Origin of the sequence: Mesorhizobium sp. M1307 (assembly GCF_040318155.1) — a bacterium.
Taxonomy (GTDB): Bacteria; Pseudomonadota; Alphaproteobacteria; order Rhizobiales; family Rhizobiaceae; genus Mesorhizobium.
Genome location: NZ_JAMYLR010000030.1, coordinates 51,707 through 70,101 on the forward strand (window position 1 = coordinate 51,707; position 18,395 = coordinate 70,101).

General features: G+C 62.3%; 18 protein-coding genes and 2 pseudogenes. 10 read left to right on the plus strand and 10 right to left on the minus strand.

Annotated elements, in window-relative coordinates:
- The first annotated feature begins 39 nt into the window (after positions 1-39).
- From NKH16_RS25215 to NKH16_RS25225, 3 genes and pseudogenes are all read left to right on the plus strand, one after another.
- On the plus strand, positions 40-942 hold the full coding sequence (locus NKH16_RS25215; RefSeq protein ID WP_352902442.1) for a LysR family transcriptional regulator: 903 nt from the start codon (positions 40-42) through the stop codon (positions 940-942).
- A 288-nt stretch (positions 943-1,230) separates the two neighbouring features.
- Positions 1,231-1,530, plus strand: a complete 300-nt coding sequence (locus tag NKH16_RS25220) for a type II toxin-antitoxin system Phd/YefM family antitoxin (RefSeq protein ID WP_352678672.1) — start codon at positions 1,231-1,233, stop codon at positions 1,528-1,530.
- A gap of 9 nt (positions 1,531-1,539) precedes the next feature.
- Positions 1,540-1,970 (plus strand): annotated as a pseudogene (locus NKH16_RS25225) (plasmid maintenance toxin (PemK-like)).
- A gap of 179 nt (positions 1,971-2,149) precedes the next feature.
- Here the strand turns inward: NKH16_RS25225 and NKH16_RS25230 are convergent.
- On the minus strand, positions 2,150-2,332 hold the full coding sequence (locus NKH16_RS25230) for a hypothetical protein (protein WP_352451700.1): 183 nt from the start codon (positions 2,330-2,332) through the stop codon (positions 2,150-2,152).
- Here NKH16_RS25230 and NKH16_RS25235 point away from each other — a divergent pair.
- A complete protein-coding gene (locus tag NKH16_RS25235; RefSeq protein WP_352451701.1) occupies positions 2,332-2,481 on the plus strand; it encodes a hypothetical protein in 150 nt (49 codons plus the stop codon). The two genes, NKH16_RS25230 and NKH16_RS25235, sit on opposite strands and share 1 nt — an antisense overlap.
- A gap of 631 nt (positions 2,482-3,112) precedes the next feature.
- Here the strand turns inward: NKH16_RS25235 and NKH16_RS25240 are convergent.
- The 3 genes from NKH16_RS25240 to NKH16_RS25250 are packed head-to-tail and all read right to left on the minus strand — an operon-like array spanning position 3,113 to position 6,208.
- Complete coding sequence (locus tag NKH16_RS25240; RefSeq protein WP_352902447.1) at positions 3,113-3,985, minus strand: carbohydrate ABC transporter permease; 873 nt, start codon at positions 3,983-3,985, stop codon at positions 3,113-3,115.
- Positions 3,982-4,872: a carbohydrate ABC transporter permease gene (locus NKH16_RS25245; protein ID WP_352902450.1), complete on the minus strand. Its 891-nt coding sequence runs from the start codon at positions 4,870-4,872 to the stop codon at positions 3,982-3,984. Before NKH16_RS25245 ends, NKH16_RS25240 begins: the two co-directional genes overlap by 4 nt.
- Before the next feature lie 43 nt (positions 4,873-4,915).
- Entirely contained in the window at positions 4,916-6,208 is a 1,293-nt protein-coding gene (locus NKH16_RS25250; RefSeq protein WP_352902453.1) for an ABC transporter substrate-binding protein, read from the minus strand.
- A gap of 447 nt (positions 6,209-6,655) precedes the next feature.
- Between NKH16_RS25250 and NKH16_RS25255 the strand changes: the two genes are divergently transcribed.
- Genes NKH16_RS25255 through NKH16_RS25265 form a run of 3 tightly spaced genes read left to right on the plus strand, consistent with a single transcriptional unit; the run spans position 6,656 to position 9,126 of the window.
- The gene (locus NKH16_RS25255) at positions 6,656-7,531 is read left to right on the plus strand and encodes an ROK family protein (RefSeq protein ID WP_352902456.1); all 876 of its coding nucleotides are present in this window, start codon (positions 6,656-6,658) and stop codon (positions 7,529-7,531) included.
- Entirely contained in the window at positions 7,528-8,298 is a 771-nt protein-coding gene (locus NKH16_RS25260) for a GntR family transcriptional regulator (RefSeq protein ID WP_352902459.1), read from the plus strand. Before NKH16_RS25255 ends, NKH16_RS25260 begins: the two co-directional genes overlap by 4 nt.
- Positions 8,299-8,334: 36 nt before the next feature.
- Positions 8,335-9,126: a sugar isomerase domain-containing protein gene (locus NKH16_RS25265; RefSeq protein ID WP_352902462.1), complete on the plus strand. Its 792-nt coding sequence runs from the start codon at positions 8,335-8,337 to the stop codon at positions 9,124-9,126.
- Between the two features lie 88 nt (positions 9,127-9,214).
- Here NKH16_RS25265 and NKH16_RS25270 read toward each other — a convergent pair whose 3' ends face one another.
- The 4 genes from NKH16_RS25270 to NKH16_RS25285 all read right to left on the minus strand — a co-directional run bounded on the left by NKH16_RS25270 (position 9,215) and on the right by NKH16_RS25285 (position 15,028).
- On the minus strand, positions 9,215-11,245 hold the full coding sequence (locus tag NKH16_RS25270) for a CHASE2 domain-containing protein (RefSeq protein ID WP_352902464.1): 2,031 nt from the start codon (positions 11,243-11,245) through the stop codon (positions 9,215-9,217).
- A 15-nt stretch (positions 11,246-11,260) separates the two neighbouring features.
- Complete coding sequence (locus NKH16_RS25275) at positions 11,261-12,085, minus strand: FecR family protein (protein ID WP_352902467.1); 825 nt, start codon at positions 12,083-12,085, stop codon at positions 11,261-11,263.
- On the minus strand, positions 12,082-13,356 hold the full coding sequence (locus NKH16_RS25280) for a tetratricopeptide repeat protein (RefSeq protein WP_352902470.1): 1,275 nt from the start codon (positions 13,354-13,356) through the stop codon (positions 12,082-12,084). The genes NKH16_RS25275 and NKH16_RS25280 overlap by 4 nt, the downstream gene beginning before the upstream one ends.
- Positions 13,357-13,840: 484 nt before the next feature.
- Positions 13,841-15,028 carry a magnesium transporter gene (locus tag NKH16_RS25285; RefSeq protein WP_352818472.1) on the minus strand — a complete coding sequence of 396 codons (1,188 nt, stop codon included), beginning with the start codon at positions 15,026-15,028 and terminating at the stop codon, positions 13,841-13,843.
- A gap of 689 nt (positions 15,029-15,717) precedes the next feature.
- Here NKH16_RS25285 and NKH16_RS25290 point away from each other — a divergent pair.
- Positions 15,718-16,614: pseudogene (locus NKH16_RS25290) on the plus strand (TIM barrel protein).
- Between the two features lie 289 nt (positions 16,615-16,903).
- Here NKH16_RS25290 and NKH16_RS25295 read toward each other — a convergent pair.
- A complete protein-coding gene (locus tag NKH16_RS25295; RefSeq protein ID WP_352542715.1) occupies positions 16,904-17,068 on the minus strand; it encodes a hypothetical protein in 165 nt (54 codons plus the stop codon).
- A 143-nt stretch (positions 17,069-17,211) separates the two neighbouring features.
- Between NKH16_RS25295 and NKH16_RS25300 the strand changes: the two genes are divergently transcribed.
- Positions 17,212-17,919 carry a hypothetical protein gene (locus NKH16_RS25300; protein WP_352902473.1) on the plus strand — a complete coding sequence of 236 codons (708 nt, stop codon included), beginning with the start codon at positions 17,212-17,214 and terminating at the stop codon, positions 17,917-17,919.
- Complete coding sequence (locus tag NKH16_RS25305) at positions 17,885-18,166, plus strand: DUF2274 domain-containing protein (RefSeq protein ID WP_352902475.1); 282 nt, start codon at positions 17,885-17,887, stop codon at positions 18,164-18,166. Before NKH16_RS25300 ends, NKH16_RS25305 begins: the two co-directional genes overlap by 35 nt.
- Here NKH16_RS25305 and NKH16_RS25310 read toward each other — a convergent pair.
- A partial coding sequence (locus NKH16_RS25310) for a type 2 periplasmic-binding domain-containing protein (protein WP_502911751.1) occupies positions 18,132-18,395 on the minus strand: 264 nt, incomplete at its 5' end. The genes NKH16_RS25305 and NKH16_RS25310 overlap by 35 nt on opposite strands.

Genomic DNA, 18,395 nt, shown 5'->3' on the forward strand with positions numbered 1-18,395 from the left:
CCGTTGAAATCGGCATGGGATAATGCAAAATCCCCATCAATGCCCCGCCCGTCACTCAACGATCTCACCGCCTTCGTCGCCGTTGCCACACACCGTAGCTTCCGCCGCGCAGCGGACGAGATCGGCACGGCACCTTCCACATTGAGCCATGCGATGCGTGCGCTCGAGGAACGCATGGGCGTGCGACTTCTGAACCGCACCACACGCAGCGTCTCGCCGACAGAAGCCGGGTTCCGGTTGCTCGACCGTCTTCAGCCGGCGCTCGCCTCGCTGGACGAGGCGCTCGACAGCGTCGCGGGGTTCCGGGGCAATGTCGCAGGAACGGTCCGCCTCAACGCACCGCGATTAGTGGCCGGGCTTCTCGTTCGCGCGGTTCTTCCGCGGATGGCGGAGCGCCATCCGAACGTGACCGTGGACGTCGTCGTCGAGGGACGGCTCATCGATATCGTGTCCAGCGGGTTCGACGCCGGCGTGCGCCTCATCACATCAATTCCCAAAGACATGATCGCCGTGCCGTTTGCACGCGCGTTGACGTTCATCTGTATCGCGTCGCCCGGCTATCTCGATCGCTTCGGGGAGCCGGGAACGCCCGAGGAATTGCAACGCCACCATTGCATTGGCCACCGCATGCCCAGCGGCAAGCTCTATCGATGGGAGTTCGAACGCGCAGGCCAGGAACTGGTGATCGGGGCAAACGGCCCCATCGTCCTTGATGACGAGGAACTGATGGTCGAAGCCGCAATAGAGGGTCTGGGCATCGCCTATGTGGCGGATTGGGCCGCCGAAGCGGCGTTGTCCGATGGCCGGCTGCGCAAGGTCCTGACCGCGTGGACGCCAGCACCGGAAGAAGTTGCGGTCTACTACCCCGGACATCGAGCCGTGCCGCCCGCCCTGCGGGCTTTTCTCGATGTTGTAAAGGACCTGCGGAAGAAGGAACCCTAACCAGATCAACGAAGCCGACGCCCTCGCGCGGAACAGCCGCTCTCCGGACAAAGCTGCCCTCGCCACCGGTTCCTTGGCCATGCGCGTCTGAAGTTAGTCCGTGCGTCTGAGCTGGGCTGTGTGGGCGCCTACCCACTGCGTTAGACATGGCGCAGGAAAGGACGCCTTTGACACTAACTCCTTGGCCGATAATCAGGCGGTGACTGGCTGCATCAGTTCGAAGATGTTGCCCGACATTTGCGGAAAGCCCGGAAAGCCCGTATATTCCGGAATAAAGGAGTCTCGCCGATGAGCACCACCGTCACCGCCGCCGCCGTCTCGAAAAATTTTGGCGCCTATCAGGATGCCGCGGTCCGCGACCCGGTAATCATCACCAAGAACGGTCGCCCGCGCACGGTGCTGCTGGCCTATGAGGATTTTGTCCGGCTGTCGAAGCGCGACCGGCGGGTCGATCTGACAGCGGAGCTCGGCTCGGACGAGATCGCCGCGGTCGAAGCCTCTGAAATGGAGCCGGATCTCGACCATCTCAACGACGAGCTCTCTGGGTCAAAACCCTCGGGTCGAAACCCCACGGGGCAAAAGGCCTGACGGCAAAAAATGCTACCGGCTGAAATCAAGGTCGGCTACGTCTTCCGTTACTCCTACCTCTGGCATTGGCAACACCGCGAAGGCCGCGAGGAAGGCGACAAGGACCGGCCCTGCCTGGTGCTCGCGCTGGTCGCCATGCAGGAGGACGGCTCGCGGTCGTCCGGGTCCTGCCGATCACTCATACGCCGCCGTCCGATCCCGATGATGCCATCGAGATTCCGGCTGCGGTCAAGCTGCGTTTGCGCCTTGACGGTGAGCGGTCGTGGATCGTTTTGACGGAAAGTAACCGGTTCGCCTGGCCGGGGCCTGACATCCGGCCGCTGGAGACGGAGAGCGGCTACTACGGGCCGCTGCCACCGGCGTTGTTTGCCGCGGTCAAGCGCCGGTTTGTCGCCATCGCGACAGGCCAGGCGCATACGAGCACGTCGCGTACGGCGTGACGTCGGCAGGTGCTGCGGCATGCCGAGCAGCGTGAGGCAATGGCAGTCTCCATCAGGGCATCTTCCAGGCAGGTTGAGGCCTCACCGTCGATATCCATCTGCACCAGCGCGAACCGGTCGTCCGACGCCCGCAGCCAGCCGCCCTCCAGCAGCGACGCATCGCGTGGCTTCGGCTGACGCTACGCCGGTGAGCGCGGTCCGCGTTGGGGGAGCACGTCGCGTTCGGTTTCGACGCCGTCATTCGCCCAGCGCACCGACAAGTCACGATCGCCGAGGTTGATCTGGGCCGGCACCACCAGCGGCATGACCGGTCCGGTTAGCCGCATCAGATGGGGAGGCTGGCCGAGCGCCGAGCGATTCAATGAAAATCGATGCGCTTTTGATAGTCTGCCGGATCGGGCAGGGGCATGCGCTCGGTCGAGCGATAGACGGCGTCCTCATGCGGGTCGTCCACCTCGACAGGCTTGTCGAGCGGCCGATGATCGCCAGGCGGGGCGAAGCGAACAGCTGAAGATCGCGGTCCTGCTCTGACCCAGCTCGCGTCGCATGAGTTCGAGCAACTATTCGAGCGAGAGCTTCTCGCGGGGGCGCAAATTCCTCGATCGGGGCTAGCTTCCCGAGATGAGGCAGGTCACCGCCCGCATCGGGCGATGCCGCCAGATCGGTGTAGATGCCGGCGATGATACGTTAGAGCTCGACCATCGGCTGGATCAGCACGTCCTTCCCGCGATAGTCGTCGAAGGGTGGGGGATCACATTCTTGCTCACTGGAACAGCGCCTCCCTTACCGCCTGCTCGGCAAGCAGGACGCACTGCGTCGAAAAGGTGCGGTACGAAAATATTCGCCAGATCTGACGAGACGGTCCGACTCCGGTTAAACGCAGCGTCCAATCACAACCTTCCCGTGACCTTCCGAACGTCTGCAAACGAGCAGGGCCGCGCCGCTTTTCTGGCAGCTGTGAAAACGGCCTGGGGCGGGTACCAAGCGTGAGATTCACTAGTTGCAGCTAACACGGTGGAGGCATTCGCGGCCAGTTTACTGATGAACTGATGGCTCTCAGAACGCGGTCATCTGCTTAGCTCCGTTCAGCGCACCAGCGCGTCCCGATGACAGCCACACGGATGCCGGCAGTGCCGCCGACGCTATCCCTTGACCGCCGAGCCGACGATCGAATCCACAAAGAAGCGCTGCAGGAAGACGAAGAGCACCAGTGGCGGAAGCACGGCAAGCGTCGCGCCAGCCATCACCAGTCCCGTGTTGAGAGCGCCTCGATTGTAGCTGAGCAGGCGACTAAGGCTGATGACGATCGGATATTCGTGTGCATTGCCCTGTAGAACGGTCAGCGGCCAGAGATAGCTATTCCAGTGATAGACGAAGGCAAACAGCGCCAGTGCCGCGATTGCCGGCGCCACGCTCGGCGCGACGATCTTGAACAGGATCAGGAGTTCCGACGCCCCATCCATCCGCGCTGCGTCGATCAGATCGTCGGGCACGCCGGCTATGAACTGGCGCATCAGGAAAATGCCGAACGCATTGGCGAGATTTGGCACGATAATACCGGCAAGGCTGGCGTTCAGGCCGATTGATCCGACGAGACGGTAAAGCGGGATCAGCGTGACGATCGGCGGCAGGAACATGGTGGCGATCAGCACCGAAAACAGCAGTGAGCGGCCGGGAAAGTGATGCTTGGCGAAGGCGTAGCCAGCCATCATGCTGGTGACCAGAATGCCGGCGGTGGTGATCGTGGCGATCACGAGCGAATTCCACATCGAGCGGCCGACATTGATGACGCCGGACACTTTCTCATACGCTTCGAGGCTCGGCGTGCGCGGTATCCACACCGGCGGCACCTGCATGGTTTCGGCCGGCGTTTTCAGGCTGGAGAGCACCATCCACAACAGCGGGAAGGCGGAGGCCACGGCAACCAGCAGCATCAGCGTGGTGAGCAGCGCTCTGCGGCCCGCCAGGCGTTTGCGCGCCAACCGGCTCGATGCTGAGCGGCCCGGCGCGCTCATTCGTCATCCTTCCGGTTGGCGAATGCAAACAGCGCACACACAATGACGATCAGCGCCAGCATCAGCATCACTGCCATGGCCGAGCCCAGCCCGCCTTGTGCCCGCTCGATGCCGACTCGGCGGATATGGTAGGTCAGCACGTTGGTCGAGCCGACCGGCCCGCCTTGGGTGATCAGCGCCACCGGCTCGAACACCTGCACGGCATTGATGATGGCAATGACGGCGCTGAACAAGAGCGTGCGGCTCAATAGCGGCAAGGTGATGAAGCGGAACTGTTCGCGCCGGTTGGCGCCGTCAAGCGTCGCCGCCTCGTAAAGACTGCCTGGGATCTGGGTCAGCCCGGCAACGGCCAGCACCGTAAAATAGCCGATCTGCTGCCAGACATTGAGGACGACGATCGAGATCAACGCCGATCTTGGCGAGGACAACCAGAGTTGCGGGCCGATGCCGGCGAGACCGAGCACCTGGTTGAGCGGCCCCTCGCTCGGCGAATAGAGCTTCGACCAGACCAGCGTCACGGCGATCATCGGCACCATGTAGGTGGAAAACAACACGGTCCGCAGCGCCGTGCCGCCTGCGACATCGCGCTGGTGGACCATCAAGCCGAACACTACCGAAAGGGGCAGGATGAGCATCACCGACAATGCCGTGTAGATGGCGGTGTTGAGCAGCGCTCGCTTGAAATCCCGCCCGACCGAGGTCGGCCCGAATATTTCGCGAAAATTGTCGAAGCCGATGAAGCTCGCATTGGAAAAAGGCGTCTGCGTCGACCAGTCCTGGAATGACAGCCAGATGGTGAGCAGCATCGGCAGCAGAATGAAAACGCCGATCAGTGTCATGGCGGGCGCCAGCATGATGCCCGCCGAGGCACGATAGGTCTTGATCATCGCTCTGCTTCCAAAGCGTCGGGCTGTCGAAACAGCGCCTTCGCTATTTGGCGGCACGCTCCAGGATCGAGACGGCATCGGCCTGCGCGTTCGCCTGCGCATCCTTGGCCGAGAGCTGCCCATACTGCAACGCCTCGAGCGTCTGCTGCAGCGATTCGCTGAACTCCTGGCCGCCCGGGACGACAGGGAAGGGCTTGGCGTCGGCAAGCACGCTGACATAGCCGGACAGGAACTCGGAACCGAGCTTGTCCTCATGGGCTTCGATGTCGGAGGTCCGCGTCGGCAAGATGCCCATCGACATCAGAATATCCGACATTGCCGATGCGCCGTTCTTGCCGGACTTCGGACTGTTCAGCCATACCAGGAAATCCCATGCCGCTTTTTGTTCGGCCTGACCGGCATTGGCGTTGACGACGGTCATCCATGAATAGGAGATCGAGTGCGGCTTGTCGCCGCTCGGACCGACCGGGATGGGTGCGGTGGCGATATTGGAGAACTTGTCGCCCATACCGCCCTTCAATGCGCTTTCCCACCAGTTGGCCATGATGATCATGCCGGTCTTGCCGGAGACGAAATTGTCTAGGAAGGGGCCGGTTGTATTGGCGTCGGCCGTGGCCATCGCCGGATCGCTGGCGCCGGACTTAATGAGGTCCTCGTAAAGCTGGAAAGTCTCGCCGGCTTGAGGACTGTCGAGCATCGGTTTGCCGTCCTTGACCAGCTCGCCGCCATTGGAGACCAGCAGCGAGGCGAAGGGATGGACGACGCCCGCCGCCCAGGAATTGATCATGCCGAAGCCTTGCTGGCCGGCATCTTTCCTGGTCAGCTTCTGGGCGGTATCCTTCAATTCGGACCAGGTCTTCGGCGCGGCTGTGATGCCTGCCCGTTTGAACAGCTCCTTGTTGTAGTTCAGCGCATAGACGTCGATCTCGTTTGGAATGCCGTAAAGCGTGGCGCCAACAGAGGCCGCACTGACGACACCGGCCGGCCACGCACTTTTGACCTCGCCGGCAACCGCATCGGGGGCCGGCGCGACCAGCTTGTCTCGCGCCAGTTCGGGCAGCCACAAATCATAGATGCCGCCGATCGTCGGCCCGTCCGAACTGCCGCCCTGGGAACGCAGTGTCGTCAGGAGATCGCCGAAGGGAACGGCGCGCACGGTGACGGTCACATCCGGATTGCTCTTGGCGTAGTCCTTGGCCGCAGCGTCCAGCAAAGCGACCGTTTCGGGCGACCAGTGGGTCAGATAGGAGATGTTGACCGATTGGGCCCAACCAATGGTGGGCGAGGCCACCAACCCTGCAGCCAATGCCAGTTTCGAAATCCAAGCCAAAGACATCCGACCCTCCGCATAGCCACACAGCGATATCCATGACGTTATGACAACTTAAAGCAACGATGCAAGTGCTATCTTCGTGGAGAGCTCCTGCCGGTGTTGCGACGTTTTCTCACTGCGGTCCACAAAGCATGCGCTTTTACATTGTAAAAACAAGTCATTATCTGATTCAGTTCGAGCTGATTCTCCCCTGCCGGCCATGCCCGCACATACTGCAAGGCACTTGCGGTCCGAGTCATGTCGTTATAATGACACTGAGCCGCTGCAAAGGATGCCGATGTCGAATGGGAGACGGAGCATGGTTCATCGACACGCTGCGCTCAGCCCGATCGGCTTTGGCGCCGCGTGCACCGGGGTCTGTACCGCACTGCCGACCAGAGCCGACGACGCCGTGGCGTCGTGGAACTGGCCCTCCGAGGACCGGGCGGTGGCCAATCGGAGCCGCTCTCGATGACACGCGTTCTCGCCATCGATCTTGGCGGCACCAATTTGCGCGCCGCAATCCATACCGGCGATGTTCGCTGGCTGGAGATGCTGAGCCGCGAGCCTGCGCCGGCAAGCCTTGATGCCTTCGTCGCCCGAATCGGTGCCTTGCGCGCCGACGCCGGTCCGGTCGAGGCACTTGGCCTGGCGGTGCCGGGGCTTGTCGAGGGCTCGATCTGCCGCTGGGTTCCGAACCTGCCCTATTTCGATGGTGTCGACGTCGCGACCTTGTTTCCTCGTCTGCCTGTTGCCATTGGCAACGATGCGCAGATCGCCATGCTGGCCGAGGCGGTCGAAGGTGCCGCGAAAGGCCTGTCCGATGCCATCCTGCTGGCGATCGGCACCGGTATCGGCTCCGCCGTTCTGGCTAATAACCACATCGTCGCCGGCGCACGGGGCGGCGCCTGCTCATTCGGCTGGGCCTGCGCCGACATCGAGGATGAAGGCGAGGACCGCAGCGGCTGGCTGGAGCGCTTCGCTTCCGGGCGGGCGTTCGACGCCGCGGCGCGCCAGATCGGGCTGGCCAATGGCGGCAGGCTGGTCGAGGCGGCCCGGGCTGGCAACACGGCCGCACTTGACGCCTTGGAGCTGCCGGCGCGCCGGCTGGGCACTGCCCTTGCGGGTGCGGTCACGTTGCTCGATCCGCAGGCGATCCTGATTTCCGGCGGCCTTGCCGATGCGCTGGACGTGGTAGGGCCGCCGCTGCTTTCGGCTTTGCAGCGTCATCTGCCGCCGCATCTGCGCGATGTCGTTCTGCGGTCCGGCGAATTCGGCTCCCGCGCCGGTCTCGTCGGCGCCTCGCTGGCCGGTCTCGCCGGAGCACAGTGGAGGCAGATTAGATGAGCCAAGCGAGCTTTCAGCAACCCGACCGCAGAAGGCCCGAGCCGCTCTGGTATCAGGTGGAGGAGGCCATCCGCGCCATCGTCAAGAGCGGCGAGTGGGCGACCGGCGACCAGATTCCGGCCGAAGACAGACTGTGCGCCTTGTTCGGGGTGAGCCGCATCACGCTGCGCCACGCGCTGCGCAATCTGGAGGAGCACGGACTGCTCAGGCGCGAACATGGCCGTGGCACCTTCGTGCGCTCCACCACGCTGGTCGCCGGCACCCGCGAATTGACCAGCTTCACGCAGGAAATGGGCAATATGGGCGTGGTCGCCGGCTCGCGCTTGCTCGACTGCAGCCTGACCACCGCCAATGCCGCCGCAGCCGGAGCGCTGGAGATCGAAGAGGGAGACCCGGTGGTGCGCATCCGGCGGCTCAGGCTCGGCAACAACGAACCGATCGGTATTCAGACTGCGCAACTCTCGGCCGCGCGCGTGCCCGGCTTTCTCGATGCCGGCCTGTTGCAGGGCTCGCTCTACGAAGCGTTGGAACGCCATTACGGCATCGTGCCGGTCGCGGCGCGCGAAAACTACCGTGTTGGCGCTGTCGGGGCGGCGGATGCCGAGTTGCTCGATCTGCCCACGGGGAGTCCCGCCTTCGTGGTCGAGCGCATCACCACCGACGAGCGTGGCCCGTTCGAATTCACCGTCTCGGTCATGCGTGGCGACCGCTACGAAATCCGCTCGACGCTGCGTGCCGGTCGCGCCGCGCCAACCGCAAGAAGCTGAGCCATACCCAAGCCGACCCATAACAGGAGTACCGACGTGTCCAATCTTTACATACCTCGCCTTGCCGCCCTCATCGAACAGGCCTCGAAAGCCAATGCCGAAGCCTTTGGCGAAGCGGCCAGCCGCTTTGCCGACACGCTCGAGAGCGGCGGGTTGGTTCATCTTTACGGCTCGGGCCACTCGGTATTGCCGGTCCAGGAAGTGTTTCCGCGCTACGGCAGCTATGTCGGCTTCAATCCGCTGACCGACCCGCGTGTCATGTGGCATAACGTGCTCGGCGCCGGCGGCGTGCGCGAACTTCTGTGGCTGGAGCGGACCGAGAAATACGCCGAGAAATTCCTCGATCACCAGCCACTGAACAAAGGCGATTCGATCATCATCTTCGGCCACAGCGGCCGCAATTCGTCCGGCATCGACACCGCGCTTTATGCGAAAAAACGCGGCATCTTTGTCGTTGCGGTGACCAGCAAGAACAATCTCGATAAGCCGGCGACGCACTCTTCCGGCAAACGGCTTGCCGATGCCGCCGACCTTGTCATCGACACCTGCTCGCCGATCGAGGATGCCATCGTGCCGGTCGAGGGCTGGAGCCGGCCGGTCTCCGGTTCGTCGACCGTGCTTGCCATGATCCTGGCGCATGAGCTGATCGCCCGCACCGCCGAGGCGCTGTCGAAACGCGGCATCGAACTGCCGGTTTTCGCCTCGCCGACAATTGCCGGCGTCACTCTGCACGACACCGACGTCATCTATGGCGTCTATCGCGAGAAAATGCTCGAGGCACAGAAGAAGCACCTGCCGACCTTCCAGGCGACCATGCGCGGCGAATGACAACCGGGGAGGGCACGCAAACCGCCAGGCTCCCAAGCGGCAATCAGTTCGCAATGCAGGTCGGCACCCCGCGATCCGCTGGATCCGGTCAGCGTGTGCTTCGGGTTCGGGGTGCAAGATCAGGGGGAGCCATTTGCACGGACGGCGGCGAACCGACCATCATGGCAGGGGCGCCAGATTGCTCACCACGTTGGCTCCCTTCTTCGCGGCTCATACCTTGGTGCATCTCCGGAACGGTGAAAACCGGCACCTCGCCCTTGAAACCCTGGAGCTCAAAGGCGCCCGCCTGGACGACCGGCATCGATGCTCCTTCGGCAAAGCCGGGGCCAAGCACCAGGGGGATGCCCAGCTTCTTGGTCGTCGACTCGAGCCGTGCCGTGCGGTTCACCGGGGAGCCGATCGCGGTGTAATCGAAGCGCCGTTCGGAGCCGAAATTGCCTACCGAGCAAATGCCCGTCTCGATGGCGACGCCGATTGCGATGGAGGGGTGGCCGTCCGCGCTGAAGGCGGCGTCTTCACGCTTCACCCGTTCGATCAGGGCAAGCCCCGCGTCGAGCGCGCGCTCGCGATGGTCCGCCTGATCAAGCGGCGCGTTCCAGAAGGCGAGCACCGCATCGCCCATGAACTTGTCGATGGTGCCGTCGCGCTTGAGGATCTCATCGGTCGCAATGCCGAGGAAATGGTTGACCACCGTTGCGATCTCTTGGGTATCGAGCTGTTCGCTCATCGTCGTGAAGCCGCGTATGTCGCTGAGCAGAATTGTGATCTCGCGCTTCTCGCCGGACAGGATCGCTTCGGTATCCGAACTTGCGAGGCGCTGCACCACGGAAGGCGATAGATACTGGGAGAATTGCCGTGCCAGGGTGGACCGGCGCTGCTCGCTGCGCCTGTAGAGGACATAGCCTTCGAAGCCGGCTACCAGGATCGTCGCCAGCGCCGGCTGCAGCGGGTCATAGAGTTTACCCTGCATGCTGTATTCGAGAGCGCCGAACACGAAGGGCGTGACGGCCAGCAGCGCCAGAGCCAGGGCACCAAGCACGACACGCCCGGCGAGCACTCCGGAAAGCCCGATGAAAACGACGGCACCGAGGACAAACCAGAGCCGCTCAAGCGTACGTGCGTGCGTTGGCTCTGCAAGATAGCGCCCGGCAAGCATCTGGCCGATCGCATCGGCGTGGATGTCCGCCCCTGGTCGCGCTGGACGCGTCGGGGTGGGCAGGTACTGCGTCAGTCCCACGGCCGACAGATCGACGATGGCGATGGCGTCCCGCAGCCGCGGATCGCCATGGCCCGAAAGGATAGTGCTGGCAGATATACGCGGCGTATCGGTGGCGGTTTCCCAGAGGCGGATGCTTCCCTCCGGCTCGAGCGGCACAATGGCGCCCGACATCCTGAGTGCGTCGAACCCGGCAGCATTCATCCGGGCTATGTAGCCGTCCTGCCCGGCGTAAAGGCGCAGGAGCTCGAGTGCGAAGGACGGCCACAGCTGCACGCCTTGAGCGGTGTTGCGAAGCCAGAGCAGCGGCACATGGCGCAGTACGCCGTCGGGATCAGGCAAGGTGCGAATCACGCCGAGGCCCGCGGTGGCGTTCGAGAATTCGGCAAGCGAGCCGGTCAGGCCGGTGAAGCCGGGAAGTGTGTCAGGTACTTGCCCGACGATCGACCAGCCGGCTTTGGGCCCTGCTTCTGAAACCGTCGCCTCATTGCCCAGGCTGACGGCAAGCGCCGTTCGATTTTTGGCCAGCGCCGCTGCCAGGCGCTTGTCTCCGGCGATGCCCTCAGGCGAGGTGTCGGCCTCGGGCAGTACCAGCGCAAGCCCGACCACCGCCGCGCCGGATTCGGTGATGCCATCGACCAGATCGGCCAAGAGGCCCCGGTTCCAGGGCCATCGCCCATGTGCCTTGAGGCTGGCGTCGTCTATCGAGACGATCACGACAGGATTGCTCGTCGCCTGGCGCGGGGCGAGAAACTGGTAGAAGTCGTACGTCCGCTCACGCAGGCGCGACAACGGCCCGTCAAAAGCCAAATGGCAAGCGAGCAGCAGGAGCACGACCACAAGGCCGGATATTTTGCGCCTGCCAGCTTGCCGCCAATCAGCCCAACCGACCAAGAGGCTCATGTCGTGCGGCCAGGCCTAATTGCAGTAGTAGCAGCAACCCTCACCCTCACACTCGCCCTTATCCACGCCCCCGCCCACAGGTGGCGTTGGGGTGTCGGGGAACTCCATGACCACTCCAGGCAATGCGCCATCGGTGGAGTCGCAGACTTTGAGCGAGCCGCCCAGTGCCGACGCACAAAGCGCGCTTACGTCCAATCCCGGACCCGGTGCGCCTGGCAGGCCGGTGCCGGCAATCCGGTCGATGCTGTCCAATATCGGGAAGGTGTCGATTCCGCCGTAGCCGGTCAGCAGCTTGCCATCTTCCGATGTGCAGGCGTAGCCCGGGTTTGTGATGACCAGCCGTTTGCCATGGATCGTGCAGGTCATGCGGCCGGCGCGCAGAATGCCCACGGTCTGGCCGGCTGCCACCAGCACTTCGATGATGCCGCCTCTGGCCCCGAGCACCATGTGCGGCGTCGCAACCTGCATGACGCCCCCTTTCGAAACCTGGCCGCCATAAAAACGGGCCAGGCCGCTGTTCATCCCGATGTCGATCTTTCCCGATCCGGAGCCCGGATTGTAGACGAATTCATCGATCGTCAGGCTGGTGTTCGGACCAATCTTGGCGCTCGATTCGTCCCGGAACACCAGCATTCCAAGACCGGTGGGATTGCTGCGCAGTTGGTCGCCGAGTTCGACGCCGGCACCGACGTTCATTGTCCCGCCGTTGTTGCGGACGATGTTGGTCTGGTAGGCCGTCATCGACCCGACCGTTTCAGCGGCGGAAGGTGCTGCAAAGGCAAGGCAGGCGATAAAAATGGCGATCTGACGGTATGGGGTCCTCATCGCGGCCTCTTTCAATTGAGCGTCAACGTATAGCTCATGAGCATTTCGAACGATTTTCGGTCGCGGTTGGCGATGTCGAAGTTGGTTTCGCGATAGGCGAGATCGACGCTGATCTTTTGCGCCTCCGTCAGCTGAAAATCGCTTTCCGAGGCAATGCGCCAGAAGTCGCTCTTGATATTCGTGCCGATGCCGACGGACAGATCGGGAGTGTTGCTGTGGCCGGCCGAAAAGGCGATCTGGTGCGACCATGCGAAAAGATCCGGTACGTTCATCAACAGGCCGCCATAGCGGACCTCGCCCGTGTAGCTGCGGCCGATTTCGCCAGATCCGGAGGCGAAGTCATTCGAGCCGACAAAGCGCAGTCCGAGCGCCTGGCCATTGCGGAAGCGGTAGCTGCCGCCCGCCTCATAGAAAACCCTGCTATCGGCGAAAATGCCTTGCGAGGCGCTTAGATCGATGTAGCCGCCGCCTGCGAAAAGCGTCGTTTCGACCGTCGGGCGCACAAGAAAGCGCCCACTGACGCCGATGCCGGTCTCGTGGATATCGCTGTCGAAGCGATCCGTAACGGTAAACGCCGAAAGCAGCAGGCGCAGCGAATCGATCCCACTGTTCGGCAGCCCCTTGTCCCAGGTAATCGCGGCGTTGCCGTGGATAAAAGTCTTCTCGCTGCCCGGAACCGACAGGTCTTCCGTGAAAAAGCGCTGTGTCGCGGTCAACGACCCCGAAAGGACGAGAGCGTCGGCGCTTGGCGTGCCGAGGTCCCACCGGACAAAGCCTTCCGCTCGCCCATAGGGCGAGACGAAGCTGTCGTCGTCCTGCGCCCCGCCGGGCTCAAAATCGGTAAATGCGCTGAACACGCCGCCGGTCAGGGCGAGTTCCCAGGTGACGCCACGCAACGCGCGCTCGATGCGGGCGAGCAGGCGAACAGCTTCCTGCTGCTCACTTGCGGTCAGGCCGCCGACTTCGATGCCATACTGCACCTGCCGCCGGGCCAATTCATAGGAGCCGACATGATAGTACAATCGGCTGGCCGCCAGCCGGGCGCGCGCATCGCGGGGATATTTGATCAGATACTGCTCGATTGAGGAGATCGCCTGATCGTATTGTCCCGCGTTGACGGCAACTGTGACGAACTGGGCGAGCGTTCCGTTGTCGGCCGGACTGGCGATGCGGGCCGAAAACGCATCGTCATATGCCGTAAAAAGACCTTGTGCGCCGGCCGGCAATACGCCGGTACAAAGCAGCGCCGCGGCGCAGCCGAAGATCGTTCGAAACGAAGATTGCATGCCGAGAACCCACCCCAAACCCGACTAGTGCGAAGGACTTAGCACGACCACAAGAAAAAGGCGACTGAACGGTCACCAGACCATGCGAGTCTCAGCAGCTGTTGCAGCTGCGCAACAAACCATCGGGGTTATTCGTATTTCGGCTGCGCTGGTTGTCAAAACATCTTCTCAGCGTTGCTGTACATAATTGAAGTATTCGGCACCAGTGGCAACTAACTCAAATCACCATCAGTGGCGGATCGCACAGCCGACAAGATTAATATTGTTTGCGCGATTCTGCGCGTATCTGGTCACCGAATGAGGCTTCAAGGTCACCCACGGCCCATCCAAAGGTCTTCCGTCGCGTTGCGCAAGGGGTCGGAGAGCTGCCGGAAGGTTCTCACGACGCGTGCGCGATGCGGCCTGGCTCTTGCTATTTCGTTGGACACGACGAGGTCAGCTTATCGCCCCCGACTCCCAGGGACGCGTCACCGGACGCGTCTTGCTACAGCACGAGCATGGTGGCCAGCCCCAGCATCAGGCCCATGCCTACAATATCGGTCACGGTGGTGAGGAAGATCGCCGAAGCTACGGCCGGATCGGCGCCGACCCGGCGCAGGCCCAGCGGGATCAGCACGCCGGAGATTCCGGACATGAGGCACGATCCAGACATGGCAAGCAGGATCACAAGTGCCAGCATGGGCGCCTGGGCCGCCGATTCCGGTTGCCGCGAGGCGTAGAACCACATCGCCGCAGCCGCAACAAGGCCGACGAGCACGCCGTTGGCAATCCCGAGCGCGCCCTCCCGCATCACCAGGTGCAGCTTCGGTCGTTTGTCCACATCCCCCAGGGCAAGGCCACGCAGCGTCATAGCGAGTGCCTGGCAGCCGGTGTTTCCGCTCTGCCCGGCCAAGACCGGTAGAAATGCCGCCAGGGCGACGATCTTCTCGATCGTGCCCGTGAATGAACTGACCACGAAAGCGGCCATGAAGGCCGTCAGCAGGTTCAGCTGCAGCCACGGATGACGCTTCAAGAAGGCTGAAAACAGCGGCGTAAAAGAACGCTCCTCCTTCTGGACACCCACCATCTGGCCAGACTGGGCGGAAATCTCGATGATTTGCTGCTCGAACAAGCGCCAGCCGCGAACCTGCCCGAGCAGCCTGTTCTCCGCGTCCACCACCGGATAGACAGGGTACTGACGGCGTACCGCTGCCTTGCAGGCGTCGCTCAAAGACAGACCGACATTAAGGGCGAACGGCCTCGGCAGCATGATCTGATCCACCGTCGCGTCCGCTTCGCTCAGCATCAGATCGCGCAGGACCACCAGGCCAACCAGTTTATTGCCCTCGTCCGTGACATAGAGATAAGTGAGCTCGGTCGGCACCTGGGCGCGTCTGACCGCCTCCACTGCGGCGGCAACTGTCGTCGCGACAGGAACGCTGGCGGGAATCGGGTCCATCAGCTCGACGAGCGAGTCGGGGACCGCGAAATCCTTGCCACCGCCATGAGACCTGATGGGCCGCATATGCGGTGGCAAATGCTCGGCCACCTTACGGGCGTGCCCGTCCGGCAACAGCTTTAGTGTGTCGCGGATGAACTCGGGAGATTCTCGGGCCAGCAATTCAGCCGCGTCATCAGGTGCTCGAGCACGCAGCGTGCGCACCAACTTCTGAACGTCGTTCTCTTCCTTCATCTGCCGCCGCCCCCAAATTGCTAGTGTCTTGCCTCTGACAGTATGACACGGATCGGATCGCTCTGTCTGGCGCGCAGTGGCCCAAGCGCCTCGATCCCGAAATCTTCGCCTCTCGGGCCCGAGTGGACCGAACCCAGACAGATCTGAGCCGTTGCGGCGTACATAAAGGCGGGCTGTAACCTCTGCGTGTCGCCGAGAATTCAAGGTGTTGCGAACTTCACCGGTCTTTCCTGGGATCTGCGAGCACGCCGCAGCAATGAAACTCAAACCCGGAAACTCTGCAACGGCAGGGCCTCCGGCGGTCGAATTGATTTGCCTCATGCCGCGCATCTTGCCAGTTCCTCCAGCTCTGGAGGCTGATGAATTCGCCACGATGACAAGGTGATTTGCGTGAACCTGTAATAGTTTAGCTTGAGAAAGGGGTTCTCAGTATCAAGTCTGTCTGAACGAGAGGTGCTCTTGAGAGCTTCCAGGTTCGGGGGCAGGCAGTCTGCTTTGTGAGACTCGAGGTCATCGCGGTCCGATCCGAGTTAATGTAGGCCCACTGGCAATAGCGTAGACCGCTCGATCGCACTTGGGGCGAACGAAGACTCGTTTCGAGAATGGCATCGGTTCTGTAATTGCCATCTCACCTGACAATAATCCGGACCGGCCTGGCATTCCTGGCCGCCCGTCATTGGGGGATCCTTATGAGCAACATTATCGCCGCAGGTTTTAACTCAGTCTCTTCCAATGGCGGGTTGGAGAGCCTTGCAGCAGACCTTCGCAGCTTTGCCGATATGGGCGTCGAAGCCGTCGAACTGGGACTGACGACCCTCGACCTCATAGCAAGGTGGCCGTGTCATCCCTGAGAGAGCCGAGAGACTTGTCGCGCTGACTGGCCAATTCGATTTCCGCTACACGGTTCATGGTGTCGTCTTTTCGAACCTCATGGACCCGGCGGTCTGCCGCTACCAGATTGATGCCGCCAAGGCCTTGGTCGAACTGTGCGATCGGATCGATGCGCGCCTCCTTGTCCGGCATAGCGGGCATTTTCGCGCCGACCAGGTCCTCGAACGTGCCGGTGCCGAGCAACGCGAACGCGAAGAGTTGTTCGAGCTCGCCGAGTTCAGCAAGCCCTATGGCGTGCGCATCGCCTTCGAGAACCTCTTCGCCATGGAACCGGGTCAGTGCCGGCAGAGCCCGGCTGAGGTGGCGCAGACGGTAAAGGCGGTCGGCCATCCCAACCTGGTGGCGCTCATCGATTTCAGCCACGCCTATATTGAATCCACCCATCGCGGCCTGAACTCCGCGAGCAACTGCGGGCCATGGCGCCAGTGGCAGGGCACCTGCATGTCCATGATTCCTTCGGGCGCCCGCAGGGCTTCAACAGAACCTATCCCCCGCAGGAGGATGCAGCGCTGGGTATAGACGACCTGCACATGCCGCTCGGCTGGGGCGATATCGAATGGGATGACATCTTCAGTAAGCTGGCCTTCTTGCAGGGGACCGTCCTCATCATGGAAATCGGACCCCGCTATCGCAACGAGCAGCCCGATTGCCTGGGCCGGGGCAAAAAACCTAATCGCCTTGAACAATCGCGCTGAGCGCGGAGCGGCGGAGTAAAGGTCGAGAATCCGCGGCAGTGGCCGTGACGCGACTTGCCCATCCTGTTTTCGATGAGATTGTGACAGGATGCAATCAGGCCTGCCGGTCTGCCATACGCTGACGAGCATGTGGCATGCCGGCCCTTGGTGGTCGAGGGCGGGCAGGGCCGGAAACGTGCCAGTCACGTACCCGTTGGCCAGCCGGGCCGTCGGCTGATTTCTGCTCCATGTGATCGCATGCGTGCTCGCCAACCCAGTACCTTGGCGGCGTCCGCCAGCCCGCTTCTGACTATTCCCTTTCCGTCGCACTTATCTTGATTCCACGCCGTTCCGCGTACTCGATCAATGCGAGTTCTATCACCGAGGTGATAGAACGCCGCTCCGCTTCTGCAAGCTGTTGCGCCAAGGCCAACACCGGCGGATCAAGGCGGGTGGTGAACGGCTTTTTTGTCATTTTCACTCTGCGGCTTGATATTCAGTTTCAAAAGGCGCATAGATGCACGTGCACCGCACTTGCATCGCACGTGCGACGGCTGGCCGGAGTGCGCCAACACTCCAGTCAGCCTGACCACAACCCAAGCTGATGGAGCTCGGATCATGGCTGATTCCGACAATACCACGACTCTGCCTTACGTCACCCGCAGGCGAGTGCTTGAGGGAACAGTCGTGGCCACCACCGCGTGGACGCTCGAAGGCAACGCGCCCGCAAGCGGCGCCGGCAGCACGAATGTGCGTTCTGATCCTGCACTGGCGCTTTGGCGGGAATGGGAGAGAGTCCACAAACAGACCGAGCGGCTTTGCCGCAAGCAGCAGCGTTTAGAGACAAGGCTTGTCGAGAGCGTCGGCTTTCCTTGTGTGACCCTCCGCGTGCCCGAAGGTGAGCAGGTGACGGTCCACTCGATCGAGGGGCTCAATGAAGTGCTCGGCAACGGGCCGGATACGGCCGCTCTCCGAGAGAAAGCCGAAACTGAGTTCGCAATGCATCAAGCACGCTGGAATGCGGCGGCTGAGGAGACAGGTTACACCGCTGCGCTCAGGGCCGAACGCGAGGCTTGCGACCGGGCGAAGGATCTTCTGGGAGCCTTCTCAACCACCCACGCTACGACTCTCGCTGGCGTGGCCGGCAAGCTCGATGCCGTGTTGCGCGAAGGCGAGGCATGGGAGGAATGCTCCGAGTTCCCCTGGCCACAAATCCGTTCAGCGCTCAGCGACCTGGTGCGCATCGCCGAAGGCTTTGGTGCTGACCGGGTGCGGAGCCGAAGGATCCGTCATGACCAAGCTGAAACTCTCCGCCATTCCCGATGACCGTCCGGTCAAGATCACGGCCGAACTGTCCGGCGCCGTTCATCGCGATCTCGTCGCCTATGCTGAATTGCTCGGCCGCGAGACCGGAGATAGTCGCCGATCCGGCAAGCTGATAGCGCCGATGCTGACCCGGTTCATGGCAACGGACAGAGCCTTTGCTAAAGCTCGACGAACCCTGAAAGGCGGGATGACTATTCGGGTCATTGCGGCCGTCAGGACGAATACAGATCGCGCAGGAACGCGATGAAGATCGGCAGGGCAGGATTGGCGTTGTCCGGGCGCCAACGGGCAAAATTGCAGATCTGGATTGGCTTGCTCCCGATCCGCAGCTTGCGACAGACGGTACCTTCCGGAATACTGTTGGCATCTCCGTCGTGGATCAGAGCGACTCCTAGACCGTTTCCGACAAGGCGCAGCAGGATGGCCGCACTGACGTGATGTTCGACGATCGCGGGAAGCTGTACACTGCTTCCAAC

Bases quoted from the DNA above. Each gene is read 5' to 3' on its own strand.
- NKH16_RS25215 (WP_352902442.1), top strand. From the start codon at position 40: ATGCCCCGCCCGTCACTCAACGATCTCACCGCCTTCGTCGCCGTTGCC.
- NKH16_RS25220 (WP_352678672.1), top strand. From the start codon at position 1,231: ATGAGCACCACCGTCACCGCCGCCGCCGTCTCGAAAAATTTTGGCGCC.
- NKH16_RS25235 (WP_352451701.1), top strand. From the start codon at position 2,332: ATGAAAATCGATGCGCTTTTGATAGTCTGCCGGATCGGGCAGGGGCAT.
- NKH16_RS25240 (WP_352902447.1), bottom strand. From the start codon at position 3,985: ATGAGCGCGCCGGGCCGCTCAGCATCGAGCCGGTTGGCGCGCAAACGC.
- NKH16_RS25245 (WP_352902450.1), bottom strand. From the start codon at position 4,872: ATGATCAAGACCTATCGTGCCTCGGCGGGCATCATGCTGGCGCCCGCC.
- NKH16_RS25250 (WP_352902453.1), bottom strand. From the start codon at position 6,208: ATGTCTTTGGCTTGGATTTCGAAACTGGCATTGGCTGCAGGGTTGGTG.
- NKH16_RS25255 (WP_352902456.1), top strand. From the start codon at position 6,656: ATGACACGCGTTCTCGCCATCGATCTTGGCGGCACCAATTTGCGCGCC.
- NKH16_RS25260 (WP_352902459.1), top strand. From the start codon at position 7,528: ATGAGCCAAGCGAGCTTTCAGCAACCCGACCGCAGAAGGCCCGAGCCG.
- NKH16_RS25270 (WP_352902464.1), bottom strand. From the start codon at position 11,245: ATGAGCCTCTTGGTCGGTTGGGCTGATTGGCGGCAAGCTGGCAGGCGC.
- NKH16_RS25280 (WP_352902470.1), bottom strand. From the start codon at position 13,356: ATGCAATCTTCGTTTCGAACGATCTTCGGCTGCGCCGCGGCGCTGCTT.
- NKH16_RS25285 (WP_352818472.1), bottom strand. From the start codon at position 15,028: ATGAAGGAAGAGAACGACGTTCAGAAGTTGGTGCGCACGCTGCGTGCT.
- NKH16_RS25295 (WP_352542715.1), bottom strand. From the start codon at position 17,068: ATGACAAAAAAGCCGTTCACCACCCGCCTTGATCCGCCGGTGTTGGCC.
- NKH16_RS25300 (WP_352902473.1), top strand. From the start codon at position 17,212: ATGGCTGATTCCGACAATACCACGACTCTGCCTTACGTCACCCGCAGG.
- NKH16_RS25305 (WP_352902475.1), top strand. From the start codon at position 17,885: ATGACCAAGCTGAAACTCTCCGCCATTCCCGATGACCGTCCGGTCAAG.